The following is an 18,293-nucleotide window of genomic DNA, read 5'->3' on the forward strand; positions in this document are numbered from 1 at the left end:
AAGTAAGGTCTGTTAGTCTCACAAGGGAATGGTGCTTCAACCAGAAGCCCGATAGTAAAGCGAAAGATACAATTACCCTTGTGGATAATAATAATGCGATCCCTAACTGTTTTTAGCCAGCGGCAAGTGTCGCTGGCGCTCAGTGTTTATATTGGTGTAATCCTCAATAGCGCCTGCCTGATTCGCAATGGCATATCCGGCGGCTGGCTGGAGGTGATTTCTGCCTTGCTGTCAGCCATTGCGCTCTTTGCTTTTTGCTATTTGCTCATCAGCTTTTTCAGCCTGTTTGGCCAAATCGCCTATAAAACGCTCGCGAGTTTTACACTCCTTGCATCAGCTGCAGCCAGCTATTACATGACATTTTTCAATGTAATCATTGGCTATGGTGTGATTGTTTCAACGCTGACGCTGGACACTGATTTAAACGGCGAAGCGCTCGGGCACGAATTTTTCTTGTGGTTTCTGCTGGTCGGACTAATGCCATGCTTATGGCTCTGGTGCACCCGCCTGCTAAAAGATGTCTATAGCAATCAGTGGAATGGTGTTGGAGTATTTGCCAAAAAGCTGGTGCCCGCTGTCGGTATGCTACTGGTGCTCAATGTCAGCATAGATACCATTGTCAAGCTCACCAAGGACCAGGCGCGCAAAAATAATCAATACACCGCGAGCATCGGCGGTGTAATTGCACACTCCTATTTGCCCACCAACTGGATCGCCAGCCTCGCGATTTATGCACATCAACTCGGCAAAGAAGATACCAGCGCAAAACAACTCTATGACCCGAGCAGCCATTTCACTTACCAACCAACACCGGCCATCGATAATTTATTTGTGGTGTTTGTGATTGGTGAAACCACCCGTTGGGATCACATGGGTTTATTGGGTTATGAGCGCGATACCACGCCGTTTTTGTCGCAGGAACCTAACCTGATCGCGCTGCGCGGCACCTCCTGCGATACCGCCACAAAATTATCCTTGCGCTGTATGTTTGTGCGTGAAAACGGCACAGAAGACGATGACCAACGCACGCTCAAAGAGCGCAATGTGTTTGCCGTGATGCGCAAACTGGGTTTCACCTCGGAATTATTTGGGATGCAAAGCGAGGCCTGGTTTTATTCCAGCGTGGATGCCAACAGTTATGAGATCCGTGAAATTATTGCCTCGGAATATGCTCACGGCAAACGCCCGATTGACGATATGTTATTGGTTGATCAAATGGAAAAATCCATTAACAAATACCAACAGGGAAAACACTTGGTAGTGCTACATACCAAAGGCTCACATCATATGTATAGCCAGCGCTATACACGCGAATTTGCGCGTTTTACCCCGGAATGCATAGATATAGACGATAACTGTACCAAACAACAATTGGTAAACTCCTTTGATAATTCGGTACTGTATATTGATTACATGCTGAAAAATGTGTTCGATAAACTGCGCGATAAAAATGCGTTGGTATTTTACATTCCCGACCATGGCGAATCCATCGATGAAAACCGTCACTTCCATGCCACCCCCAAAGAGATGGCGCCGCCCGAACAATTCCGCGTCCCTTTTATTGTCTGGGCATCTGATAAGTTTATTGCGCACCCACACCACCAACAACTCTTTGCGAATTTACAGAAGCGTGAAAAAAATAATTTTAACCCGCATCACGAACAAATTTTCGATAGCCTGTTAGGTTGCATGGGCTACTCATCGCCTGATGGTGGCATAAAAGCGCAAAATAATTGGTGTAGCGATAACCCAACGTCAATGGCCTTCGACAACCACCCGACGCGCTTCACCCAGCGTTAGATAAAATCGCAGCACGCCTTTAATCGGTTTGATATTAGCGTGCGCGAGGGTACTGAGCGGCTGCTTGGGAATATCGGTCAGGATTAATTCGGTATTATTTTTTTCGCATTTGGCAATTAATTTATTCAGCGCAGACAATCCGCCAGCATCCAGCAGTGACACCTCTTTTAAGGAAAGAATAATATGTTGTTGCACCGTACAGAGCGTTGAAAGCTCTCCAAAAACTCGATCAGCCGCCGCAAAAAATAATGGCCCGCTAATACTGAACGCGCGCCAATTTTCTGGTAACTGCTTTGTCTCATCGGTAGCGTTTTCATCAACAGTCACATCATCCACATGGGTCATGGCGGCGATTTCTTTCATAAACAAGAGCGCAGCCAATACGATACCCGCAGTAATCGCTATCACCATATCGAATAAAACGGTCAACGCAAAACAAGTGATAAATACCCAAATATCCCCGCGTGGTGCGGTTTTAATTAAATGTACGGCTTTATGCGCTTCACTCATTCCCCAGGCGACCATTACCAGTAAGGCAGCCATTGCAGGCATAGGCAAATAAGCGAGTAGCGGCGCAAGTGCAACCAGCCCAAGCAATACCACCAACGCATGAATCATTCCTGCTACTGGTGATTCCGCACCGGCCTTAATACTGGCCGCCGAGCGGGCGAGCGCCGCAGTCGCGGTAATACCGCCAAAAAATGGAGTGATTATATTGGCGATACCCTGCCCCAATAATTCACTATTCGCACTGTGACGCTTGCCGGACATACCATCCAACACCACCGCACACAACAAGGATTCAATTGCTCCAAGCATCGCAATCGCAAATGCAGCGGCGAGTAAATCCTGCACCACACGCGAATTCCACTGAATCGCTTCACCCTGTGCACCGGCCTGTAGCCAGGGCCATTCAAATTGTGGCAACTGCGGTGGAATACCAAACCCGGTTGTGCCATCAGCCAACGTGTAGGAAAAACGCGAGCCAATGGTATCGACAGAAAAGCCGGATTGATTAAAAACCAAAGCGACCAAAGTACCGACAATAAGTGCGGGCAGGTGCGGCGGGACAGGCAACTTTAATAACGGCCACAACAACATGATGACAAGTGTAGCAGCGGCGACAACAAAACTCGGCCAATAGAAATCGGGCAGGTTTTGCACTAGCAGCCAGAGTTTTTCCAAATAATGTTCAGGCATTGAATCGAATTGCAAACCGAAAAAATCTTTGATTTGTAAAGTCGCAATCACTACCGCAATACCGGCGGTAAACCCCAGCGTGACCGCTTCAGGAATATATTCAATCAAACGCCCCAACCGCAGCAGCGCCATCACCACCAAAATTCCACCGGCCATCACACTGGCGACCAACAATCCTCCCAAACCGTATTTTTGTGCAATGGGATAAAGAATAACGACAAAGGCGGCGGTAGGACCGGAGATACTAAAACGCGAGCCACCCAGCAACGGAATTAAAAAACCGGCGATGATAGCGGTGTACAGCCCGTATTGCGGCGCTACACCGCTGGCAATGGCGAGCGCCATTGCCAATGGAATGGCAATAATGCCAACGGTAATGCCCGCTAATAAATCGCGGGTAAAACGCGCTGCACCATAAGTTTCCGAAAAGCAGGCTTCACGAAAAGCATGAGCAATGCGTAGGGAAAATAAATGTGCGCGATGGGGCATATACACCTCAATAAAAATATCGATAGAGCGAAATACCAAGCAGTATCCACACCAGACATCCTTGTATGGACTCAAAAATGAGGCCATTCAACACAAACCCGGTGTATTCAAAGTATAGCGGGCTATAATGCTGCCCAAATTGTTCTGGATCATTTACGTTGACTTGAGAGACACAACATGAGCTTGATGTACCGCAGCATGATTGGCGCACTCTGCGCACTTACCCTCGCCTGTAGCAAGACCCCTGAGCTGTCAAAAATTGAAGGTTTTGCCCAGGGCACTACCTACCATCTCACCTTTGAATTGCCTGCTGATTCCACTGCCGAATTGTCCGCAATCGAAAAAGCCGTAACCGATGAATTTGCGCGCATGGATAAATCCCTATCTAACTACCGCGATGATTCAGTCATCGAAGCATTTAACGCAGCGCAAACCACCGAGGTATTGCCAGCCGAAGCAGAATTAGTCGCACTGGTTGAAGAAGCGCGCAAAGTACATCGCGCCAGCAACGGCTGTTACGATCTCACCGTCAAACCCCTGTTCGATTTGTGGGGATTTAAAAAAGAAGTATTCAGCCCACCGAGCGACGCCGATCTTGCACAAACTATGGCAATCATTGGGTTAGACAATTTGGAAACCGTTGATGCAACTCACCTGCGCAAACAGATTCCTGCATTGCGAATTGATGTCTCCTCGATTGGCCAGGGTTATGCGGTAAGTCGCATTGTGAAAATCCTTGAACAACTCAGCGTCAAAAATTATTTGGTTGAAATTGGGGGCGAGTTAAAAATCAGTGGCAAAAAACCGGATGGAGAACCCTGGAAAATTGCACTGGAAAAACCACTTCCAAATGAGCGCAAAATGCACAAAATTGCCAGCTTTGATACTGGTGTACCTATGTCTTTAATGGCATCCGGCACTTATCGCCATTACTTCGATAGCAACGGCAAACGCTATAGCCACATTCTTGATGCACGCACCGGCAAACCCGTCGAGCACAACACAGTTTCTGTCGCGATTTTGCATCAAGATCCTACCTTTGCCGACGCTTGGTCTACCGCGCTGCTATGCCTGGGCAGCAAAGAAGGTTTACAAGTCGCCAATGACAATAATCTCGCTGTGCTGTTTATCGACCAACAGGGCGATGAATTAATTGAGTCACAAAGTAACGCTATGAATGAAATGAAAGATGTGAGTTTTAAAAACCCTTAACAACATATTGGATGGACACAACATGAAACTCATCTACACCCACGAAAACCGTTTTCTGGTCGGTAATGCACACAACATCCTTGAACAGGCGGGAATTCGTGTGGTGTGGAAAAATGAATTTGCGTCCAGCGCAATTGGTGAAATAGCACCCTTTGATACCTGGCCAGAATTGTGGGTAGTTGACGATGCCGATTACGATCATGCGATTCAGATTATTGCCAATGCACTGAGTGCACCCAATGCACCTGAATGGATATGCCGAAGCTGTAACGAAAATAATGATGCAGCATTTGAAACCTGCTGGAATTGCCAAACTGACAAAACGGAGATGGCGCAATGAAACAATTTATCCTGTTTTTTTTATTGCTGGGGTTAACATCCAGCGCGCTTGCAAACACTTCTGCTACCGTGATGAGTTACAACATCCGTTGCGGCTTGTGTGAGGCCCCGGAAAATCCACACAACTGGAAAAAGCGTAAATATTTTGTCGCGCACCTGATCAAAACCCACAACCCTGATGTGATTGGTTTACAAGAGGCTGAACTGTTCCAAGTGGAAGATTTGGTTGAAATGCTGGATGATTATTCTTGGATGGGGGTCGGCCGCGATGATGGCCGCGACAAAGGTGAAACCACAGCGATTTTATTCCGCACGGCACGCTTTTCACTGCAAGCCCAACAAACACTCTGGCTGTCGCAAACACCACTCAAACCATCACTCGGATGGGATGCAACCTATCGCCGCACACTGAGCATCGCCAAATTACTCGATGCGCAATCTAAACAATTTCTGCATGTTTTTAATATCCATTTAGACAATGAGGGCGAAACCGCACGACAAGAAGGTGCAAAATTGCTGCTTGGTGAGATTGCAAAATTAGATGCAGCATCACCTATTGCGGTCACCGGCGATTTTAATCTCACCGCGCCATCTGCGACCTACGATATCATCACCCAGGTTTTGGCAGATGCAGAAAAAACTTCCATTACACCGGCAGTCGGTGGTGGAAAAACATTTAATGGTTTTGGTGAAAACAAAGAGCCAAACAATAAAATCGATTTTATTTTTGTGAAGAAATCCACCAAAGTACAAAGCCATCAAGTCGATACCACCATCTACAATAATATTTATCCATCAGATCACTATCCCGTCATAGTCAACATCGACACCTCCGCAGCACCGGCAGATGCATCAGTGAGTGCCCAGTAGCACCGCCAATTCATTTCGGATATATTTTTCTTCCACCCATTCCGGTAAATGGGCATTCATAAACTCAATAAAATGATGTGCGGCGATAGGCAAACGTCTATCGCCATGACGCACCACATACCAGTGACTGTTCAACGGAAAATCGCGCACATTGATGACGGCGACTTTTGCGTTGGACTGTGACAGCGTTTGCGCCAATGTATGCTCCGATAACACCGCCAACCCCAGCCCGGTTTCCACACTCATCCGGATCACTTCATTGCTTTCAATCTGCAACGTTTTATGCAGCTGTAAATTCTGTTCGCGCAAAAAATTTTCAAACACCATGCGCGTCGCACTGCCCGGTTCGCGCATTAAAAAACGTTCGTCGATCAATTCGGAAAAATCAATTTGTGTTTTTTGCGCTGCCCAATGGTGAATCGGTGCAATCAGCACCAGCGGATTACGCAAGAATCGGCCACTGACCACATGATCGCCGGTCGGCGGATGGCTGAATAAATACAAGTCGTCCATCTGATTTTGGAACCGCTGCAAAACGCTGCTGCGGTTACCGATGTTAAAAGTCACATCCACCGCCGGATACTGTTGTGCATAGGGGCTGAGCAGACGCGGCAAAACATATTGTGCAGTAGTCACAACCCCAATACTGAAATGCCCTTTAGTGCCCTGCGCGGCATCACTTAAAAAACCATTGAAATCATCAAAGCGCGTGAGTGCATCAAGCGCGGCGTGATACAGCTCTTTACCTACAAAGGTCGGCTGATACTGACCATCGCGCACCTCCAGCAACAACTCTCCCACCGCTTCGGTGAGGCGTTTGATTTGCAGCGAAACCGTGGGCTGGGTGAGATGTAATTGCGCTGCCGCCTGGGAGATAGAACCCGTGCGCACCACAGCGATATAGACCTGCAACAGGCGGAAGGTCAGATGGCGGATATTCATAGGGTACCCTTGCTTAGGAATACTTATAGATAATCGTAAATATTAAAAAACATAAACATTAATTATCTTCTATCAATGCCCATCGCCACAATGGCCGCCAGGTACATCATTCATCTGGAAATCAGCATGCCCGATATCGTTATTATGTTTTTCTTACTCGGCGTACTGGCCGGCTTGGCCAAGTCCGATCTCAAAGTCCCCAAGGCAGCCTACGATACCCTGAGCATTCTGCTGATGCTCACCCTCGGCCTCAAAGGTGGGCTGGCACTGCATGGCCAGGTAAGCTGGCACTTACTGCCAGAAGTCATTACGGTCATCCTGCTCGGTATTGCGATACCGCTACTGCTCTACCCGCTCCTGCGCAAATTCATCCTGCTCAACGCAGCCAACAGCGCCAGCATCGCCGCTCACTATGGTTCAGCGAGTGCGGGTACCTTTGCGGTGGCACTGGCGTTTGCGGAAGCCAACAACCTAACCATTGCCCCACAAACCACCTTGTACCTAGTGCTATTAGAATTGCCGGCGATTGTGGTCGCGATTTTGTTATACAAAAAAGCCACGGGCAGCACCGGCGGCATGAAGGGAATTTGGCACGAAGCGCTCACCAGTCGCGGAGTGGTTTTGCTCGCCGGCGGTGTGATTATTGGCTACCTCTACGGGCCAGACGCGAGCAAAGATATAGCCCCATTATTTCTCGGCGCGTTTAAAGCCTTGCTCGCGTTATTTTTATTGGAGATGGGCGTGTGCGCCTCGCAACATCTGCATCCTTTTCCCAAACAACATTGGCGCTTGATCAGCTTCGCGCTTATCGCGCCTTTTGCGTTGGCGGTGATAGGTATTGCCGCAGGCATTGCGTTAGGTTTACCTGAAGGCAGCACACTCATCCTGGCTGCGCTCACCGCTAGCGCCTCCTACATAGCCGCTCCTGCTGCAATCCAAGCCGCAATTAAAGAAGCCGATATCGGGCTCGCAATTTTTGCAGCGCTGGGAGTGACATTTCCGTTGAATGTGTTGGTGGGGATTCCGGTTTACTACCAGATGCTCACGTGGATCAGCATCTAACTTCTTTTACTTAGCACAGTGATTCGCGGAGCATTTATGTACAGTCAAACGCATTTGCAACAATTGGAAGCCGAAGCGATTTATATCATCCGCGAAGTGGCAGCCAGCTTTGAAAACCCCTGCTTTTTTTATTCGATTGGCAAGGATTCCACAGTGATGCTTCACCTCGCACGCAAAGCGTTTTATCCCGCGCCTGTTCCGTTCACACTCCTGCACGTTGATACAACCTGGGAGTTTGCCGAGATGGCGCGCTTTCGCGATGCGATGGCAGCAAAACATAAACTGAAAATTTTGGTACACACCAATGAAGAAGCGCTGGCGATGGGCATTCACCCCATCACCTCTGGCTCGGTGAAATACAACGATTTGATGAAAACCCAAGCCTTAAAACAAGCTATGAAACAGCATCAGTTTGATGCCGCATTGGGTGGCGCGCGGCGCGATGAAGAAAAATCGCGCGCGAAAGAGCGAGTATTCTCCGTACGCGATTCACACCAAGGCTGGGACCCTAAAAATCAACGCCCTGAATTGTGGAACATCTACAACACCAAAATCGACAAGGGTGAATCAGTACGCGTATTCCCGCTTTCCAACTGGACCGAGTTGGATATTTGGCAATACATCCTCAACGAAAATATTGAATTGGTCTCACTCTACTTGTCCGCCCCACGCATGAGTTGGATCAGCGATGACGGCGGCCAATATTTAATTCTGGACGACGATCGCATGCTGCCATTTTTGAGCGAAACCGAACGCGCCAGCCTGGCAATCCGCCCACTGCGCTGCCGGACGCTGGGTTGTTATCCACAAACCGGCGCCGTTTTAAGCGATGCAACCAGCCTGCAAGATGTGATTCAAGAATTAATCGCAAGCAAAACCAGCGAACGCGAAGGGCGCATGCTGGATAAAGACCAGGTTGGGTCGATGGAGAAGAAAAAGCGCGAAGGGTATTTTTAGGGGATTCCGAGTAGCTATGCGATTGCGGCTGGCTGGTTAATTGGTTGGCAAACAAAAAGTCGATAGCCATCTAAAATACACCACCAAAAAGCCCCATCGCTATTCCAAGCCTCCCTGGAAGCAATATTGCACTCGATTTGCCCCAGAGCACCACCATAGCCTATGAGCTGACCACAATCAAAATACCGCTATTACGATTTATTGGGAGTACAAATCTGCTGAAAGGTTAACCCAAATTTTTGTAGATATTGTTTAACACGATGTGAGTCATTTATGGATGATTTTTTGTCGCGACTCACATTAAATAATGTACGTCCTGCATCAGCCAGAGATCGACTCGCCTTGCACACCTTGATGACCTCACTCAACTGTAATCGATCAAACAAATCCAAATCTGCCAGTTGCGACGATGAGAAATAATTCTCCAGCAGGCGCTCACTCCCTGTCATATTCTCATTCTGAAAACCCTGCCACGCACGTTGCAAACGAATAATTTCCGCTGCGACCACTTCCTCAGTAATTCGCCCCCCAACCGCCAGCGTTGCCATGCGCGTAATGCTGGAATTGAGATCGCGAAAGTTAGCCCGCCAGAGTGCTTGCGGGGAATAGGCAAATTGTAAGTAAGCCGCACGCGCCGCCTTATTAAAACTCACCTTGTGACCGGCCTTGCGCGCATAATTATTCAACTCGTGCTCAATATTCGGCTCCAAATCCTCGCTGCGCAATTTCAATGAAGGCAGCTCGTAAGTCCACAGATTGATTCGCGCCAATAAGTCTTCACGAAATAATCCTTGTCGCACCAATTCAAATAAATCGCGATGGGTACCAGCGATTAATTGGAAATCACTACTAACCGTTTGATCACCGCCAAAGGGCATAAAGATTTTTTCTTCGATCGCACGCAACAGCATTGCCTGTTCATCCAGACCAAGCTCACCTATTTCATCGAGAAATAACAACCCTTGATGGGCTTCGCGCAGCAAACCAGCGCGCGCATTGAGCGCGCCAGTAAACGCTCCCTTAACATGACCAAAGAGTGCCGACATTGCATTATCACCACGAAGTGTTGCGCAATTCACTTCAACCAAATTCCCTGACAACTGTCCTCGTTGTTTTTTCAATTCATAAATTCGTTTTGCCAATTGGGATTTTCCCGCCCCTGTGGGTCCATTTAGCAACATAGGCGCAGTAGATTTAATCGAGACCTGCTCCACCTGCGCAATCAATTCATTAAACGCTGCATTACGCGTTTGAATTCCACTCTTCAAATGGGTTACTGCATCGCGCGATTCTTTGGCAAAGCGCGACGCGATTTGGTCATAGCGCGACAGATCCAAATCAATCAAATGATAGGTTCCTTGGACACCATTTTTGCCCGGCGATGACTGCAAGAGTTTGCCAGGAAGATAATGCGCCTCAGTCAACAAATACAAACAAATCTGTGCGACGTGCGTGCCCGTGGTGATATTTACAAAATAATTATTTTGCTCAACATCAAAAGTCTGACTCACGGCTACTGCATGAATCTGGCTATAGACCTGCTCAAAATCCCAGGGGTCGTCGCAGGCAATCGGAACTGTGGTGACTTTGGTGCGAGGGGAAACTTCAGCCATATCCGCCAACACTACCCGCAACAACGCCTCATCTTCCGGCAAATACATAAGCAAATACTCGTGAATCGGGAATTCCGCATGCATCGTAATTGCTACAGTTGGCCGCCAGCGCGTCCAGCGCCTTTTCCCCAACCCAAATTGATCCAGCCTTGAACCGAGAATTCCGATAACCACATTATTCATATAGATATACTCCTATCTATTTAGATAAATACTTAATATTCACAAATTCTACGTCAGTCACCAAAAACACACAATTAAACTTTTTAATCCTTATAAATCAATAATTTAAGTAAATTTAAAACTTATTGATCGAAGTTGGCACTATGCCTGCAATAACAGCTGTGTCAGCAAACAGCGAACAAAATGAAAGCAAAAACAACAGAAAGGTACGGATATGAGCAATTTTGAAGTCATGCATAACCAGGGTCAGGTGCCGGTTAAATCCTGGACGCGCGGAGTGAGTTTCGATGAGAACGCGCGCCAGCAGGTCAACAACATGGCGAGCATGCCGTTCATACATAAATGGATCGCAGTAATGCCTGATGTACATCTAGGTAAAGGCGCCACCATCGGCAGCGTAATTCCGACCATTGGCGCAATTATTCCGGCAGCAGTGGGCGTGGATTTGGGTTGCGGAATGATGGCTGCAAAAACCACCTTGAATGCATCGCAATTGCCTGACTCATTGGTAGCACTGCGCAGCGAAATCGAGAAAAAAGTTCCGCACGGAAGCACTCCTAAAATGCGCGGAGGCCGGGATAAGGGAGCTTGGCTAAATGCACCCGATGACGTCACTGCAGGCTGGGCACATCTTAACGACGGATTTGAAAAACTATGCGCAAAACATCCGTTTTTAAAGAACACCAACAATATGAATCATTTGGGAACTCTGGGGACAGGTAACCATTTTATTGAAATTTGTTTGGATGAAACTAACGCAGTCTGGGTGATGTTGCATAGCGGGTCGCGCGGTGTGGGTAATCGCATAGGGACGCATTTTATCGAGCAAGCAAAAAAAGATATGGCGCGCTGGTTTATTCATCTGCCCGATAAAGATTTGGCGTACATACCCGAAGGTAGCGAAAAATTTCGCGACTATGTAGAAGCCGTAGCCTGGGCGCAGGATTTTGCCCGCACTAATCGCGAAGTCATGATGGCGAGAACACTGCAAGCGATGCGCGACATTCTGCAGGTGCCGTTTGAAGCACATGTAGAGGCGGTGAATTGTCACCACAACTACATCAGCCGCGAACATCATTACGGAGAAGATGTGTGGGTAACACGTAAAGGTGCAGTCAGTGCGCGCAAAGGTGAGATGGGAATTATTCCGGGCAGCATGGGCGCAAAATCGTTCATCGTGCGCGGTCTTGGTAACGATGAAAGCTTTTGTAGCTGCAGCCATGGCGCCGGGCGCGTGATGTCACGTACTGAAGCAAAACGCCGAGTCTCCATGAGCGAACATTTGCAAGCAACCGCTGGTGTTGAGTGCCGAAAAGATGAGGACGTAATTGATGAAACACCTTCGGCATACAAGCCCATCGAAAAAGTAATGGAAGCTCAAGCTGATTTAGTAGAAATCGTGCACACACTAAAACAGGTTTTGTGTGTGAAAGGTTAAAAAAATATCGCACCAAGGACGAGGCGATAAACAAGAATTTGGTGTGTTGTTGTAGACGGAAATATAACAACACTGTGTGATCACAGCGGCCCAGTATTGTTTACTGGCTGACACAAACGCCTTTGGCTATTTGTGTATCGGGATCACACAGGCACCAGATAGTGCCTTGTAGCTCAGCGGTAGAGCAGCGGAATCTAATCCGCAGGTCATTGGTTCGACTCCAATCATGGCTCCAATGCTATAGCTCATTTGGTAGAGCATCTCACTGTTAATGAGACGGTTGCCGGTTCAATTCCGGCTAGCAAACTGGTCTTCCAACCAGCTAAAAAATGAAACATCGCAGACCTCCGCGATAAATCGCTACTTATAAATGGATTTAGGTTTTGGCAAAGGATTTCATTAGTAATGATTTATTAAACATGGCAATGCCATAACAGATACTTGGTTAAAGCGCGTTAGTGCAAATAGCATCGGATGCTGAAATCATTCAGCGGATGGACGAATGCAAAAACGCCCTCTAACAAAAACCGGTTATGCCTGCGCCATGTGGAGGCTCTGCTCCAACAAAACAAGGAAACAGGAAAATGAAATTCAAGAAAAAATATTTACTTAACGATACCCAAATAGGCTTGCTGTACAAAGATCAGCAATTCCAGAAAGTACTGAACACTGGCACCCATGAATATTGGGATTGGCAAAATCGTCTGACACTACAGTCGGTAAACATCGCCACCACCTTGAGCGATGGTGTCAGCAAAGATATTTTATATCTCGCTGAAATACATTCGTCCGCTTTTGCAGACCACCTGCAGATGTGGGAAACCGGCGAGCACGAAATTGGATTGGTCTATCAGCAAAGTATTCTGCGCGACATTAAAGCACCCGGCCAACGCGGCGCTTACTGGAAGCAGAAACAAGCGATCACTATTGAAAAGCTGGATATCAGTGAGCACTTTTCGCTTTCGGAAAAACTGCTGCGTGTACTGTCCGGTGCACGAGAAGCTTTACTTAGCCGCGCAGCTGCAACCGCTATTGCATTAAGCAACGTAGCAGAAGGTCATATTGGTTTTTTGATAGTAGACGGCAATACTATTAGCGCCTTGCAACCCGGTTTGCATATGTGGTGGAAGTTCAACCGTGTGATTGAGGTTAAACAATTTGATTTGCGTTTACAAAATATGGAAGTCAATGGCCAAGAAATTTTGACCAAAGACCGCGTCAGCTTGCGTATTAACCTATCGGCCATGTGGCAAATCACAGACGCTGCTGCCGTTAAACGCGAATTAGCAGATGCAAAAGATTACTTGTATCGCGAATTGCAATTGGCTTTGCGCACAATCGTTAGCACTCAAACACTGGATGAATTATTGGCCGACAAAAATTCACTCAACCAGCAGGTGTTGGCGATAGTGGCAGAAAAAGCGGCAACCTATGGAATTGCACTAAAATCAGTTGGTGCGCGGGACATTATTTTGCCAGGTGAAATGAAAGCAATTTTAACTCAAGTAGTAGAGGCGCAAAAACTGGCCGAAGCCAACCTGATCAAACGGCAAGAAGAAACCCAGGCCACCCGTTCACTGCACAACACGGCGAAAGTCATGGAAGGCAACCCTGTACTTCTTCGTTTGAAAGAACTGGAAGTACTGGAAAAAATCACCGGCAAAATTAACACTCTGAACGTCTATGGCGGCTTGGATGGTGTGATGAATGATTTGGTGAGAATTACTGACAGAGCTGCAAAAGCTTGAATTTGATCACCGGATTAATCTCCGGTGATGTTTTCATGCCAAAATGTATAAGCAGAAAAAATACTCAACATCAGGTTTTTAAAAAATGGAAACGTTAGAAAATTTCGGCATATCTCAAAAACTTTTTGAAGAGTGGAGGGAACCTCGCGAAGGAACTGATAATCCTACCAAAGCCAACAACCCAGTTTGGAATTGGCTGGTACAAACCAAACTGAGTGCATGGGCCGCTAATAAAGCATCAGAACATGATTACTACGCCGATGGACCAACTTGGTGCTTTGACAGATATGGTCAATCAACTAACCAACTGCCGGATGGACGGAAAATATATATAGGCGGAGAACATGAGGACCATTATGATCCGGACTTTTGTATTTACAACGATGTAGTTGTGGAGCACATTGACGGATCTCTAGATATTTATATCTATCCCCAAAGCGTTTTTCCAGCAACGGATTTCCACTCCGCAACATTGGTAAACGATGAAATATTTATAATTGGCCGTCTCGGTTATCATGATCAAAGACACATCAAACAAACGCCTGTTTTTATATTAAACATCAATAATTTTAGTATTCGTAAACAAGAGACAACTGGTAGTAACCCTGGATGGATTTTTGGGCACAATGCAACCCTATTAGAGGATGGTAAATCTCTATTGATTAGCCAAGGTGAGATTTATAGCGGTCCGGAAACTCCAGTTACCGAAAATATAAACGAATGGTGCCTTGACCTTAGCAGCGGCAGCTGGAAATTATCAAAGGAAAATAATTGGCCACGATGGCAATACATAAGGGCTGACAAAAAATGCAATCTTTTATGGGAGCTTCGCCAACTCCTTTGGCATCAGGAGATGAATTGGAAATCAGAGTATGACCGTGATTTAGTGAAACTGATTGATCAACTAGGCCATCATCCTGATTTGCCAACACTGAAATCGCTATATCAACCACCACTCAAGTTCGAGCCATTACCAGAGCGGGAGGGTGATGGGGAGTACAATCAACAGCGTATTCTCGTAGAGGATGTGGTTGTACGGTATAAAGAAGAACACTGGGAGGTTCAAGTAACGGTTGAGGGCTATTTACCGCCCGATATCATTGCATTATTAAAACAAGATCTCTATTCAAAACTCTCCAACCTTGTTAAAACTCAATGGAAAGTTTCAGATATTTAATTGATTCACAATACCTACGGTGGAGTGCGCGCGACTCCACCATACAAATCTTAAAAATATCGCATCACATCCACACTCATATGCAGCACCCGCACAATCGCAATTCCGTCTTTTTGCAGCACATAAAAAAGCAAATGGCTTTGATAGGGAAAGCTGCGCAGCCCTTGGGACAACTCATCGCGCTCAGTTCCCAGCAGAGGGTTATCCGCGAGTATCTTAGCAAGTGCCTCCACGTCATCTATATAGTTATGCGACTGCGCTACACCCCAGCGCTGGACGGTAAAATCGATAATAGCTTCCAAGTCCTTTTCCGCTTGCTCCGTGAAATAAAAGGTGGCCATCATTTCACTCGCTGACGCAGACGCTCAAGCACAACATTTCCGCTCGCGATGCGACCAGCTTCTAAATCCGCAATACCTTGCTGAATCTGCGCCTTAAGTTGCGCGGTTTTGTAGCCAGCAAGCTGCTCGTATTCGGCATATGAAAGCATCACTGCTACTGGCTTGCCGTTTTTGTTAATTCCCACAGGTGCACTTTGGACTTTTAGGAGAAGATCGCCAAATTCGCGCTTGGCATCACTGGCGTTTAGGATTTCCATTACGCATCCTCACATTGATCATTTTAATTAATTTAATCATTTTGATCACTTTATCCAGTTGTTCATCTAGCAGTCAAGGCTGGGCAAAGAATGCATTCGGCATCACCCCAGCATCGTGCTAATATGCGCGCCTTTTTTCCGTTTCCGGCCCATTTTTTGGGCTTACACTTATTGAGTTTCAAGCATTCGGACAAGCGCTATGGCAAGAAAAGTTGCGGTGATTATGGGTTCCAAGAGCGATTGGGCCACAATGCAGACGGCGGTAGAAATACTGGAGCAGATGGGTGTTGAGTATCACACTGAAGTGGTTTCTGCCCATCGCACCCCGCAGAAGCTCACTGAATTTGCAGAAACTGCGGTCGATAACGGCTATGCGGTTATTATCGCCGGCGCTGGCGGTGCGGCGCATTTGCCGGGTATGGTCGCAGCACACACCCGTTTGCCAGTGCTGGGCGTACCTGTCCAAAGTAAAGCGCTCAGTGGCTTGGATAGCCTCTATTCTATAGTGCAGATGCCCAAAGGCATCGCCGTGGGTACCTTGGCGATTGGTGTGGCCGGTGCGTTTAACGCTGGTTTGCTTGCCTGCCAGATTCTGGCAGTGACTGATCCGGCGTTGGCGGCCAAAATCGACCAATTCCGCCATGACCAGACCCAAGCGGTTTTGGATAATCCAGACCCTAGGGATCAATAGGTAGAGATCAATAAACTTTGATCAACAACCCGCGATCAGTCATTTCCCTTTGCATTTAGTAAGCGCGTTTCGAGGTTAGGCATGAGTCAACGAATTTGGGTATTAGGTGCAGGCCAATTGGGTGCGATGCTCAAGCACGCCGGTATGCCATTGGCTCTGGATGTGTGCCCGGTGGATATTAATGAAGGCACAGCACCTGCACTTTCTCCCAATGACCTGGTTACCGCCGAGCGCGAGCAGTGGCCGGAAACACTGGTGACTCACGCCCTTGCCCAACACCCGCGCTTCATCAACCAGAATATCTTTGGCCGCCTGGCTGATCGCAAAACCCAGAAAGAATTGATCGATTCACTCGGTATTGCGACTGCTCCCTGGCGCAATGTGGCCAATGACATCACCGCCAATGAATTGCGCGACCAACTCGGCGAACGCGTACTGCTTAAACGTCGCACCGGTGGCTATGACGGCCGCGGTCAACACTGGCTGCGCACCGATGAAGATGAAGTACCCGATGATTGGCAGGGCGAAGCCATCGCCGAACAAGCCATCAATTTTGATGAAGAAGTATCATTGGTCGGTGTGCGCAACCACCAAGGCGAATGCGTGTTTTATCCGCTCACGTTGAATCTGCACCTCAGCGGAATTCTCTACGCCTCGATTGCACCGCTCGCTCGACTACAACCGCTGCAGGCACAAGCAGAGATGATGCTCGGTAAAATTCTCAATGCGCTCGATTATGTCGGCGTTATGGCGATGGAAACTTTCCGCGTTGGCGATCAGTTGCTAATTAACGAATTAGCCCCGCGCGTACACAACTCCGGTCACTGGACGCAAGCGGGCGCCAGCATCAGCCAGTTTGAATATCACCTGCGTGCCGTTGCTGGCATGGCGACACCGTTGCCGCAAGTAATTGGCCAGAATGTGATGATCAATCTCATCGGCACTGACTATAATCCCGCTTGGCGCGATCTGCCCTGTGCACGCACCTACTGGTACGGCAAAGAGGTGCGCGCAGGCCGCAAGGTTGGGCATATCAATATTGTCAGCAACAACATCACCGAAATCCGCGAGACATTGGTGTTGCTTGGTGATTTACTGCCAGAGCACCACTACCGCGAAGCCATCGACTGGAGCCTGAACGGGCTCGCCACACTGTAAAACACTCGCGCACAAACCAGAGCCCGAAAAACTCTGGTTTTTTTGTAAGTCTTGGTTAATGTTTGCATCTTGCATAGCGGGAAGTGTGATAGGTTCTGTCATCTTTCCGCGTGTATCTTACAAGGAGCCATACGATGTTCACTTTGCATATCGCCAACAAAAATTACTCTTCTTGGTCACTGCGCCCCTGGGTGTTGATGCGCACATTGAATATCCCTTTCAACGAACAATTACATCCGTTTGACCCAGACAGTAATTGGACGGCATACCGAGCATTTTCGCCATCGGGCAAAGTACCTTGCTTGCAAGATAGCGAAATACATATTTGGGATTCCCTCGCTATAGCCGAATATCTCGCTGAGGCTTATCCACAGGTCTGGCCAGCCGATAAAACCGCGCGCGCCTGGGCACGTTCCGCCAGCGCAGAAATGCACTCGGGCTTTCAAGCCCTGCGCAACAATTGCAGCATGAGCTGTGGCCATCGTATTCAGCTACACACAATTTCCCCTGCACTGCAAAAAGATATCGCACGCATTGATGAACTCTGGAATGAAGGCCTGCGTAAATTTGGAGGGGCATTTTTAGCCGGCGAAAAATTTACCGCTGTCGATGCTTTTTTTGCGCCGGTTGCTTTTCGGTTCCAAACCTATGGCCTGTCATTAACTGGCGCTGCGCAAGAGTACCTTGTGCGCTTATTGAATCTGCCAGCCATGCAGGAATGGTATGCAAGCGGCCTGGCAGAAACCTGGCGTGAACCAGAACACGAGCAGGAAATTCTCGCTGCAGGAAGTTTACTTGCCGATTTTCGCCACTAGT

At 47.7% G+C, this 18,293-nt stretch carries 17 protein-coding genes and 2 tRNA genes; 14 read left to right on the forward strand and 5 right to left on the reverse strand.

Annotated features, from left to right (window positions below; genetic code table 11):
- The first annotated feature begins 93 nt into the window (after positions 1-93).
- A complete protein-coding gene (gene eptB / locus J2X05_RS17995) occupies positions 94-1,800 on the forward strand; it encodes a kdo(2)-lipid A phosphoethanolamine 7''-transferase (RefSeq protein WP_310075132.1) in 1,707 nt (568 codons plus the stop codon).
- Here the strand turns inward: eptB and dauA are convergent.
- Positions 1,756-3,576, reverse strand: a complete 1,821-nt coding sequence (dauA, locus tag J2X05_RS18000) for a C4-dicarboxylic acid transporter DauA (protein WP_310075134.1) — start codon at positions 3,574-3,576, stop codon at positions 1,756-1,758. The genes eptB and dauA overlap by 45 nt on opposite strands.
- A 90-nt stretch (positions 3,577-3,666) precedes the next feature.
- Between dauA and J2X05_RS18005 the strand changes: the two genes are divergently transcribed.
- The 3 genes from J2X05_RS18005 to J2X05_RS18015 are packed head-to-tail and all read left to right on the forward strand — an operon-like array spanning position 3,667 to position 5,910.
- A complete protein-coding gene (locus J2X05_RS18005; protein WP_310075136.1) occupies positions 3,667-4,701 on the forward strand; it encodes an FAD:protein FMN transferase in 1,035 nt (344 codons plus the stop codon).
- 22 nt (positions 4,702-4,723) lie between these two features.
- Positions 4,724-5,041, forward strand: coding sequence for a putative signal transducing protein (locus J2X05_RS18010; RefSeq protein WP_310075137.1), 318 nt, complete (start codon positions 4,724-4,726; stop codon positions 5,039-5,041).
- Positions 5,038-5,910 (forward strand): endonuclease/exonuclease/phosphatase family protein, encoded by an 873-nt coding sequence (locus J2X05_RS18015; protein WP_310075139.1) that lies wholly within the window; start codon positions 5,038-5,040, stop codon positions 5,908-5,910. Before J2X05_RS18010 ends, J2X05_RS18015 begins: the two co-directional genes overlap by 4 nt.
- On the opposite strand, the gene J2X05_RS18020 is transcribed toward J2X05_RS18015, so the two are convergent.
- Entirely contained in the window at positions 5,893-6,852 is a 960-nt protein-coding gene (locus tag J2X05_RS18020; RefSeq protein ID WP_310075141.1) for a LysR family transcriptional regulator, read from the reverse strand. The genes J2X05_RS18015 and J2X05_RS18020 overlap by 18 nt on opposite strands.
- 126 nt (positions 6,853-6,978) lie before the next feature.
- On the opposite strand from J2X05_RS18020, the gene J2X05_RS18025 reads away from it, so the two are divergent.
- Together J2X05_RS18025 and cysD are read left to right on the forward strand one after the other, a co-directional pair.
- On the forward strand, positions 6,979-7,914 hold the full coding sequence (locus J2X05_RS18025; protein WP_310075143.1) for a sodium-dependent bicarbonate transport family permease: 936 nt from the start codon (positions 6,979-6,981) through the stop codon (positions 7,912-7,914).
- 36 nt (positions 7,915-7,950) lie between these two features.
- Entirely contained in the window at positions 7,951-8,871 is a 921-nt protein-coding gene (gene cysD, locus J2X05_RS18030) for a sulfate adenylyltransferase subunit CysD (RefSeq protein WP_310075145.1), read from the forward strand.
- 191 nt (positions 8,872-9,062) lie between these two features.
- Here the strand turns inward: cysD and rtcR are convergent, their stop codons facing one another.
- Positions 9,063-10,667, reverse strand: coding sequence for an RNA repair transcriptional activator RtcR (rtcR, locus tag J2X05_RS18035; protein WP_310075147.1), 1,605 nt, complete (start codon positions 10,665-10,667; stop codon positions 9,063-9,065).
- A 214-nt stretch (positions 10,668-10,881) separates the two neighbouring features.
- Here rtcR and J2X05_RS18040 point away from each other — a divergent pair, with 214 nt between their 5' ends.
- From J2X05_RS18040 to J2X05_RS18060, 5 genes are all read left to right on the forward strand, one after another.
- The gene (locus J2X05_RS18040) at positions 10,882-12,105 is read left to right on the forward strand and encodes an RtcB family protein (RefSeq protein ID WP_310075148.1); all 1,224 of its coding nucleotides are present in this window, start codon (positions 10,882-10,884) and stop codon (positions 12,103-12,105) included.
- Between the two features lie 163 nt (positions 12,106-12,268).
- Positions 12,269-12,340, forward strand: a tRNA-OTHER gene (locus tag J2X05_RS18045).
- Positions 12,340-12,409, forward strand: a tRNA-Asn gene (locus tag J2X05_RS18050). The genes J2X05_RS18045 and J2X05_RS18050 overlap by 1 nt, the downstream gene beginning before the upstream one ends.
- A 280-nt stretch (positions 12,410-12,689) precedes the next feature.
- Positions 12,690-13,853: a slipin family protein gene (locus J2X05_RS18055; protein WP_310075150.1), complete on the forward strand. Its 1,164-nt coding sequence runs from the start codon at positions 12,690-12,692 to the stop codon at positions 13,851-13,853.
- 85 nt (positions 13,854-13,938) lie between these two features.
- On the forward strand, positions 13,939-15,030 hold the full coding sequence (locus tag J2X05_RS18060) for a hypothetical protein (protein ID WP_310075151.1): 1,092 nt from the start codon (positions 13,939-13,941) through the stop codon (positions 15,028-15,030).
- Between the two features lie 50 nt (positions 15,031-15,080).
- On the opposite strand, the gene J2X05_RS18065 is transcribed toward J2X05_RS18060, so the two are convergent.
- The gene (locus J2X05_RS18065; protein WP_310075153.1) at positions 15,081-15,374 is read right to left on the reverse strand and encodes a type II toxin-antitoxin system RelE/ParE family toxin; all 294 of its coding nucleotides are present in this window, start codon (positions 15,372-15,374) and stop codon (positions 15,081-15,083) included.
- Complete coding sequence (locus J2X05_RS18070) at positions 15,371-15,628, reverse strand: type II toxin-antitoxin system prevent-host-death family antitoxin (protein WP_310075155.1); 258 nt, start codon at positions 15,626-15,628, stop codon at positions 15,371-15,373. Before J2X05_RS18070 ends, J2X05_RS18065 begins: the two co-directional genes overlap by 4 nt.
- Positions 15,629-15,827: 199 nt before the next feature.
- On the opposite strand from J2X05_RS18070, the gene purE reads away from it, so the two are divergent.
- The 3 genes from purE (at position 15,828) to J2X05_RS18085 (ending at position 18,292) form a co-directional block, all read left to right on the forward strand.
- Complete coding sequence (gene purE, locus J2X05_RS18075) at positions 15,828-16,319, forward strand: 5-(carboxyamino)imidazole ribonucleotide mutase (protein ID WP_310075159.1); 492 nt, start codon at positions 15,828-15,830, stop codon at positions 16,317-16,319.
- Between the two features lie 81 nt (positions 16,320-16,400).
- Positions 16,401-17,477: a 5-(carboxyamino)imidazole ribonucleotide synthase gene (gene purK / locus J2X05_RS18080; protein ID WP_310075162.1), complete on the forward strand. Its 1,077-nt coding sequence runs from the start codon at positions 16,401-16,403 to the stop codon at positions 17,475-17,477.
- Between the two features lie 134 nt (positions 17,478-17,611).
- Positions 17,612-18,292 carry a glutathione S-transferase family protein gene (locus J2X05_RS18085; protein WP_310075167.1) on the forward strand — a complete coding sequence of 227 codons (681 nt, stop codon included), beginning with the start codon at positions 17,612-17,614 and terminating at the stop codon, positions 18,290-18,292.
- Position 18,293: the final 1 nt, after the last annotated feature.

Origin of the sequence: Cellvibrio fibrivorans (genome assembly GCF_031457055.1) — a bacterium.
GTDB lineage: Bacteria > Pseudomonadota > Gammaproteobacteria > Pseudomonadales > Cellvibrionaceae > Cellvibrio > Cellvibrio fibrivorans.

Excerpts from the sequence above, each read along its gene's own strand:
- eptB (WP_310075132.1), top strand. The coding sequence starts at position 94 with ATGCGATCCCTAACTGTTTTTAGCCAGCGGCAAGTGTCGCTGGCGCTC.
- dauA (WP_310075134.1), bottom strand. The coding sequence starts at position 3,576 with ATGGCCTCATTTTTGAGTCCATACAAGGATGTCTGGTGTGGATACTGC.
- J2X05_RS18005 (WP_310075136.1), top strand. The coding sequence starts at position 3,667 with ATGAGCTTGATGTACCGCAGCATGATTGGCGCACTCTGCGCACTTACC.
- J2X05_RS18010 (WP_310075137.1), top strand. The coding sequence starts at position 4,724 with ATGAAACTCATCTACACCCACGAAAACCGTTTTCTGGTCGGTAATGCA.
- J2X05_RS18015 (WP_310075139.1), top strand. The coding sequence starts at position 5,038 with ATGAAACAATTTATCCTGTTTTTTTTATTGCTGGGGTTAACATCCAGC.
- J2X05_RS18020 (WP_310075141.1), bottom strand. The coding sequence starts at position 6,852 with ATGAATATCCGCCATCTGACCTTCCGCCTGTTGCAGGTCTATATCGCT.
- J2X05_RS18025 (WP_310075143.1), top strand. The coding sequence starts at position 6,979 with ATGCCCGATATCGTTATTATGTTTTTCTTACTCGGCGTACTGGCCGGC.
- cysD (WP_310075145.1), top strand. The coding sequence starts at position 7,951 with ATGTACAGTCAAACGCATTTGCAACAATTGGAAGCCGAAGCGATTTAT.
- rtcR (WP_310075147.1), bottom strand. The coding sequence starts at position 10,667 with ATGAATAATGTGGTTATCGGAATTCTCGGTTCAAGGCTGGATCAATTT.
- J2X05_RS18040 (WP_310075148.1), top strand. The coding sequence starts at position 10,882 with ATGAGCAATTTTGAAGTCATGCATAACCAGGGTCAGGTGCCGGTTAAA.
- J2X05_RS18055 (WP_310075150.1), top strand. The coding sequence starts at position 12,690 with ATGAAATTCAAGAAAAAATATTTACTTAACGATACCCAAATAGGCTTG.
- J2X05_RS18060 (WP_310075151.1), top strand. The coding sequence starts at position 13,939 with ATGGAAACGTTAGAAAATTTCGGCATATCTCAAAAACTTTTTGAAGAG.
- J2X05_RS18065 (WP_310075153.1), bottom strand. The coding sequence starts at position 15,374 with ATGATGGCCACCTTTTATTTCACGGAGCAAGCGGAAAAGGACTTGGAA.
- J2X05_RS18070 (WP_310075155.1), bottom strand. The coding sequence starts at position 15,628 with ATGGAAATCCTAAACGCCAGTGATGCCAAGCGCGAATTTGGCGATCTT.
- purE (WP_310075159.1), top strand. The coding sequence starts at position 15,828 with ATGGCAAGAAAAGTTGCGGTGATTATGGGTTCCAAGAGCGATTGGGCC.
- purK (WP_310075162.1), top strand. The coding sequence starts at position 16,401 with ATGAGTCAACGAATTTGGGTATTAGGTGCAGGCCAATTGGGTGCGATG.
- J2X05_RS18085 (WP_310075167.1), top strand. The coding sequence starts at position 17,612 with ATGTTCACTTTGCATATCGCCAACAAAAATTACTCTTCTTGGTCACTG.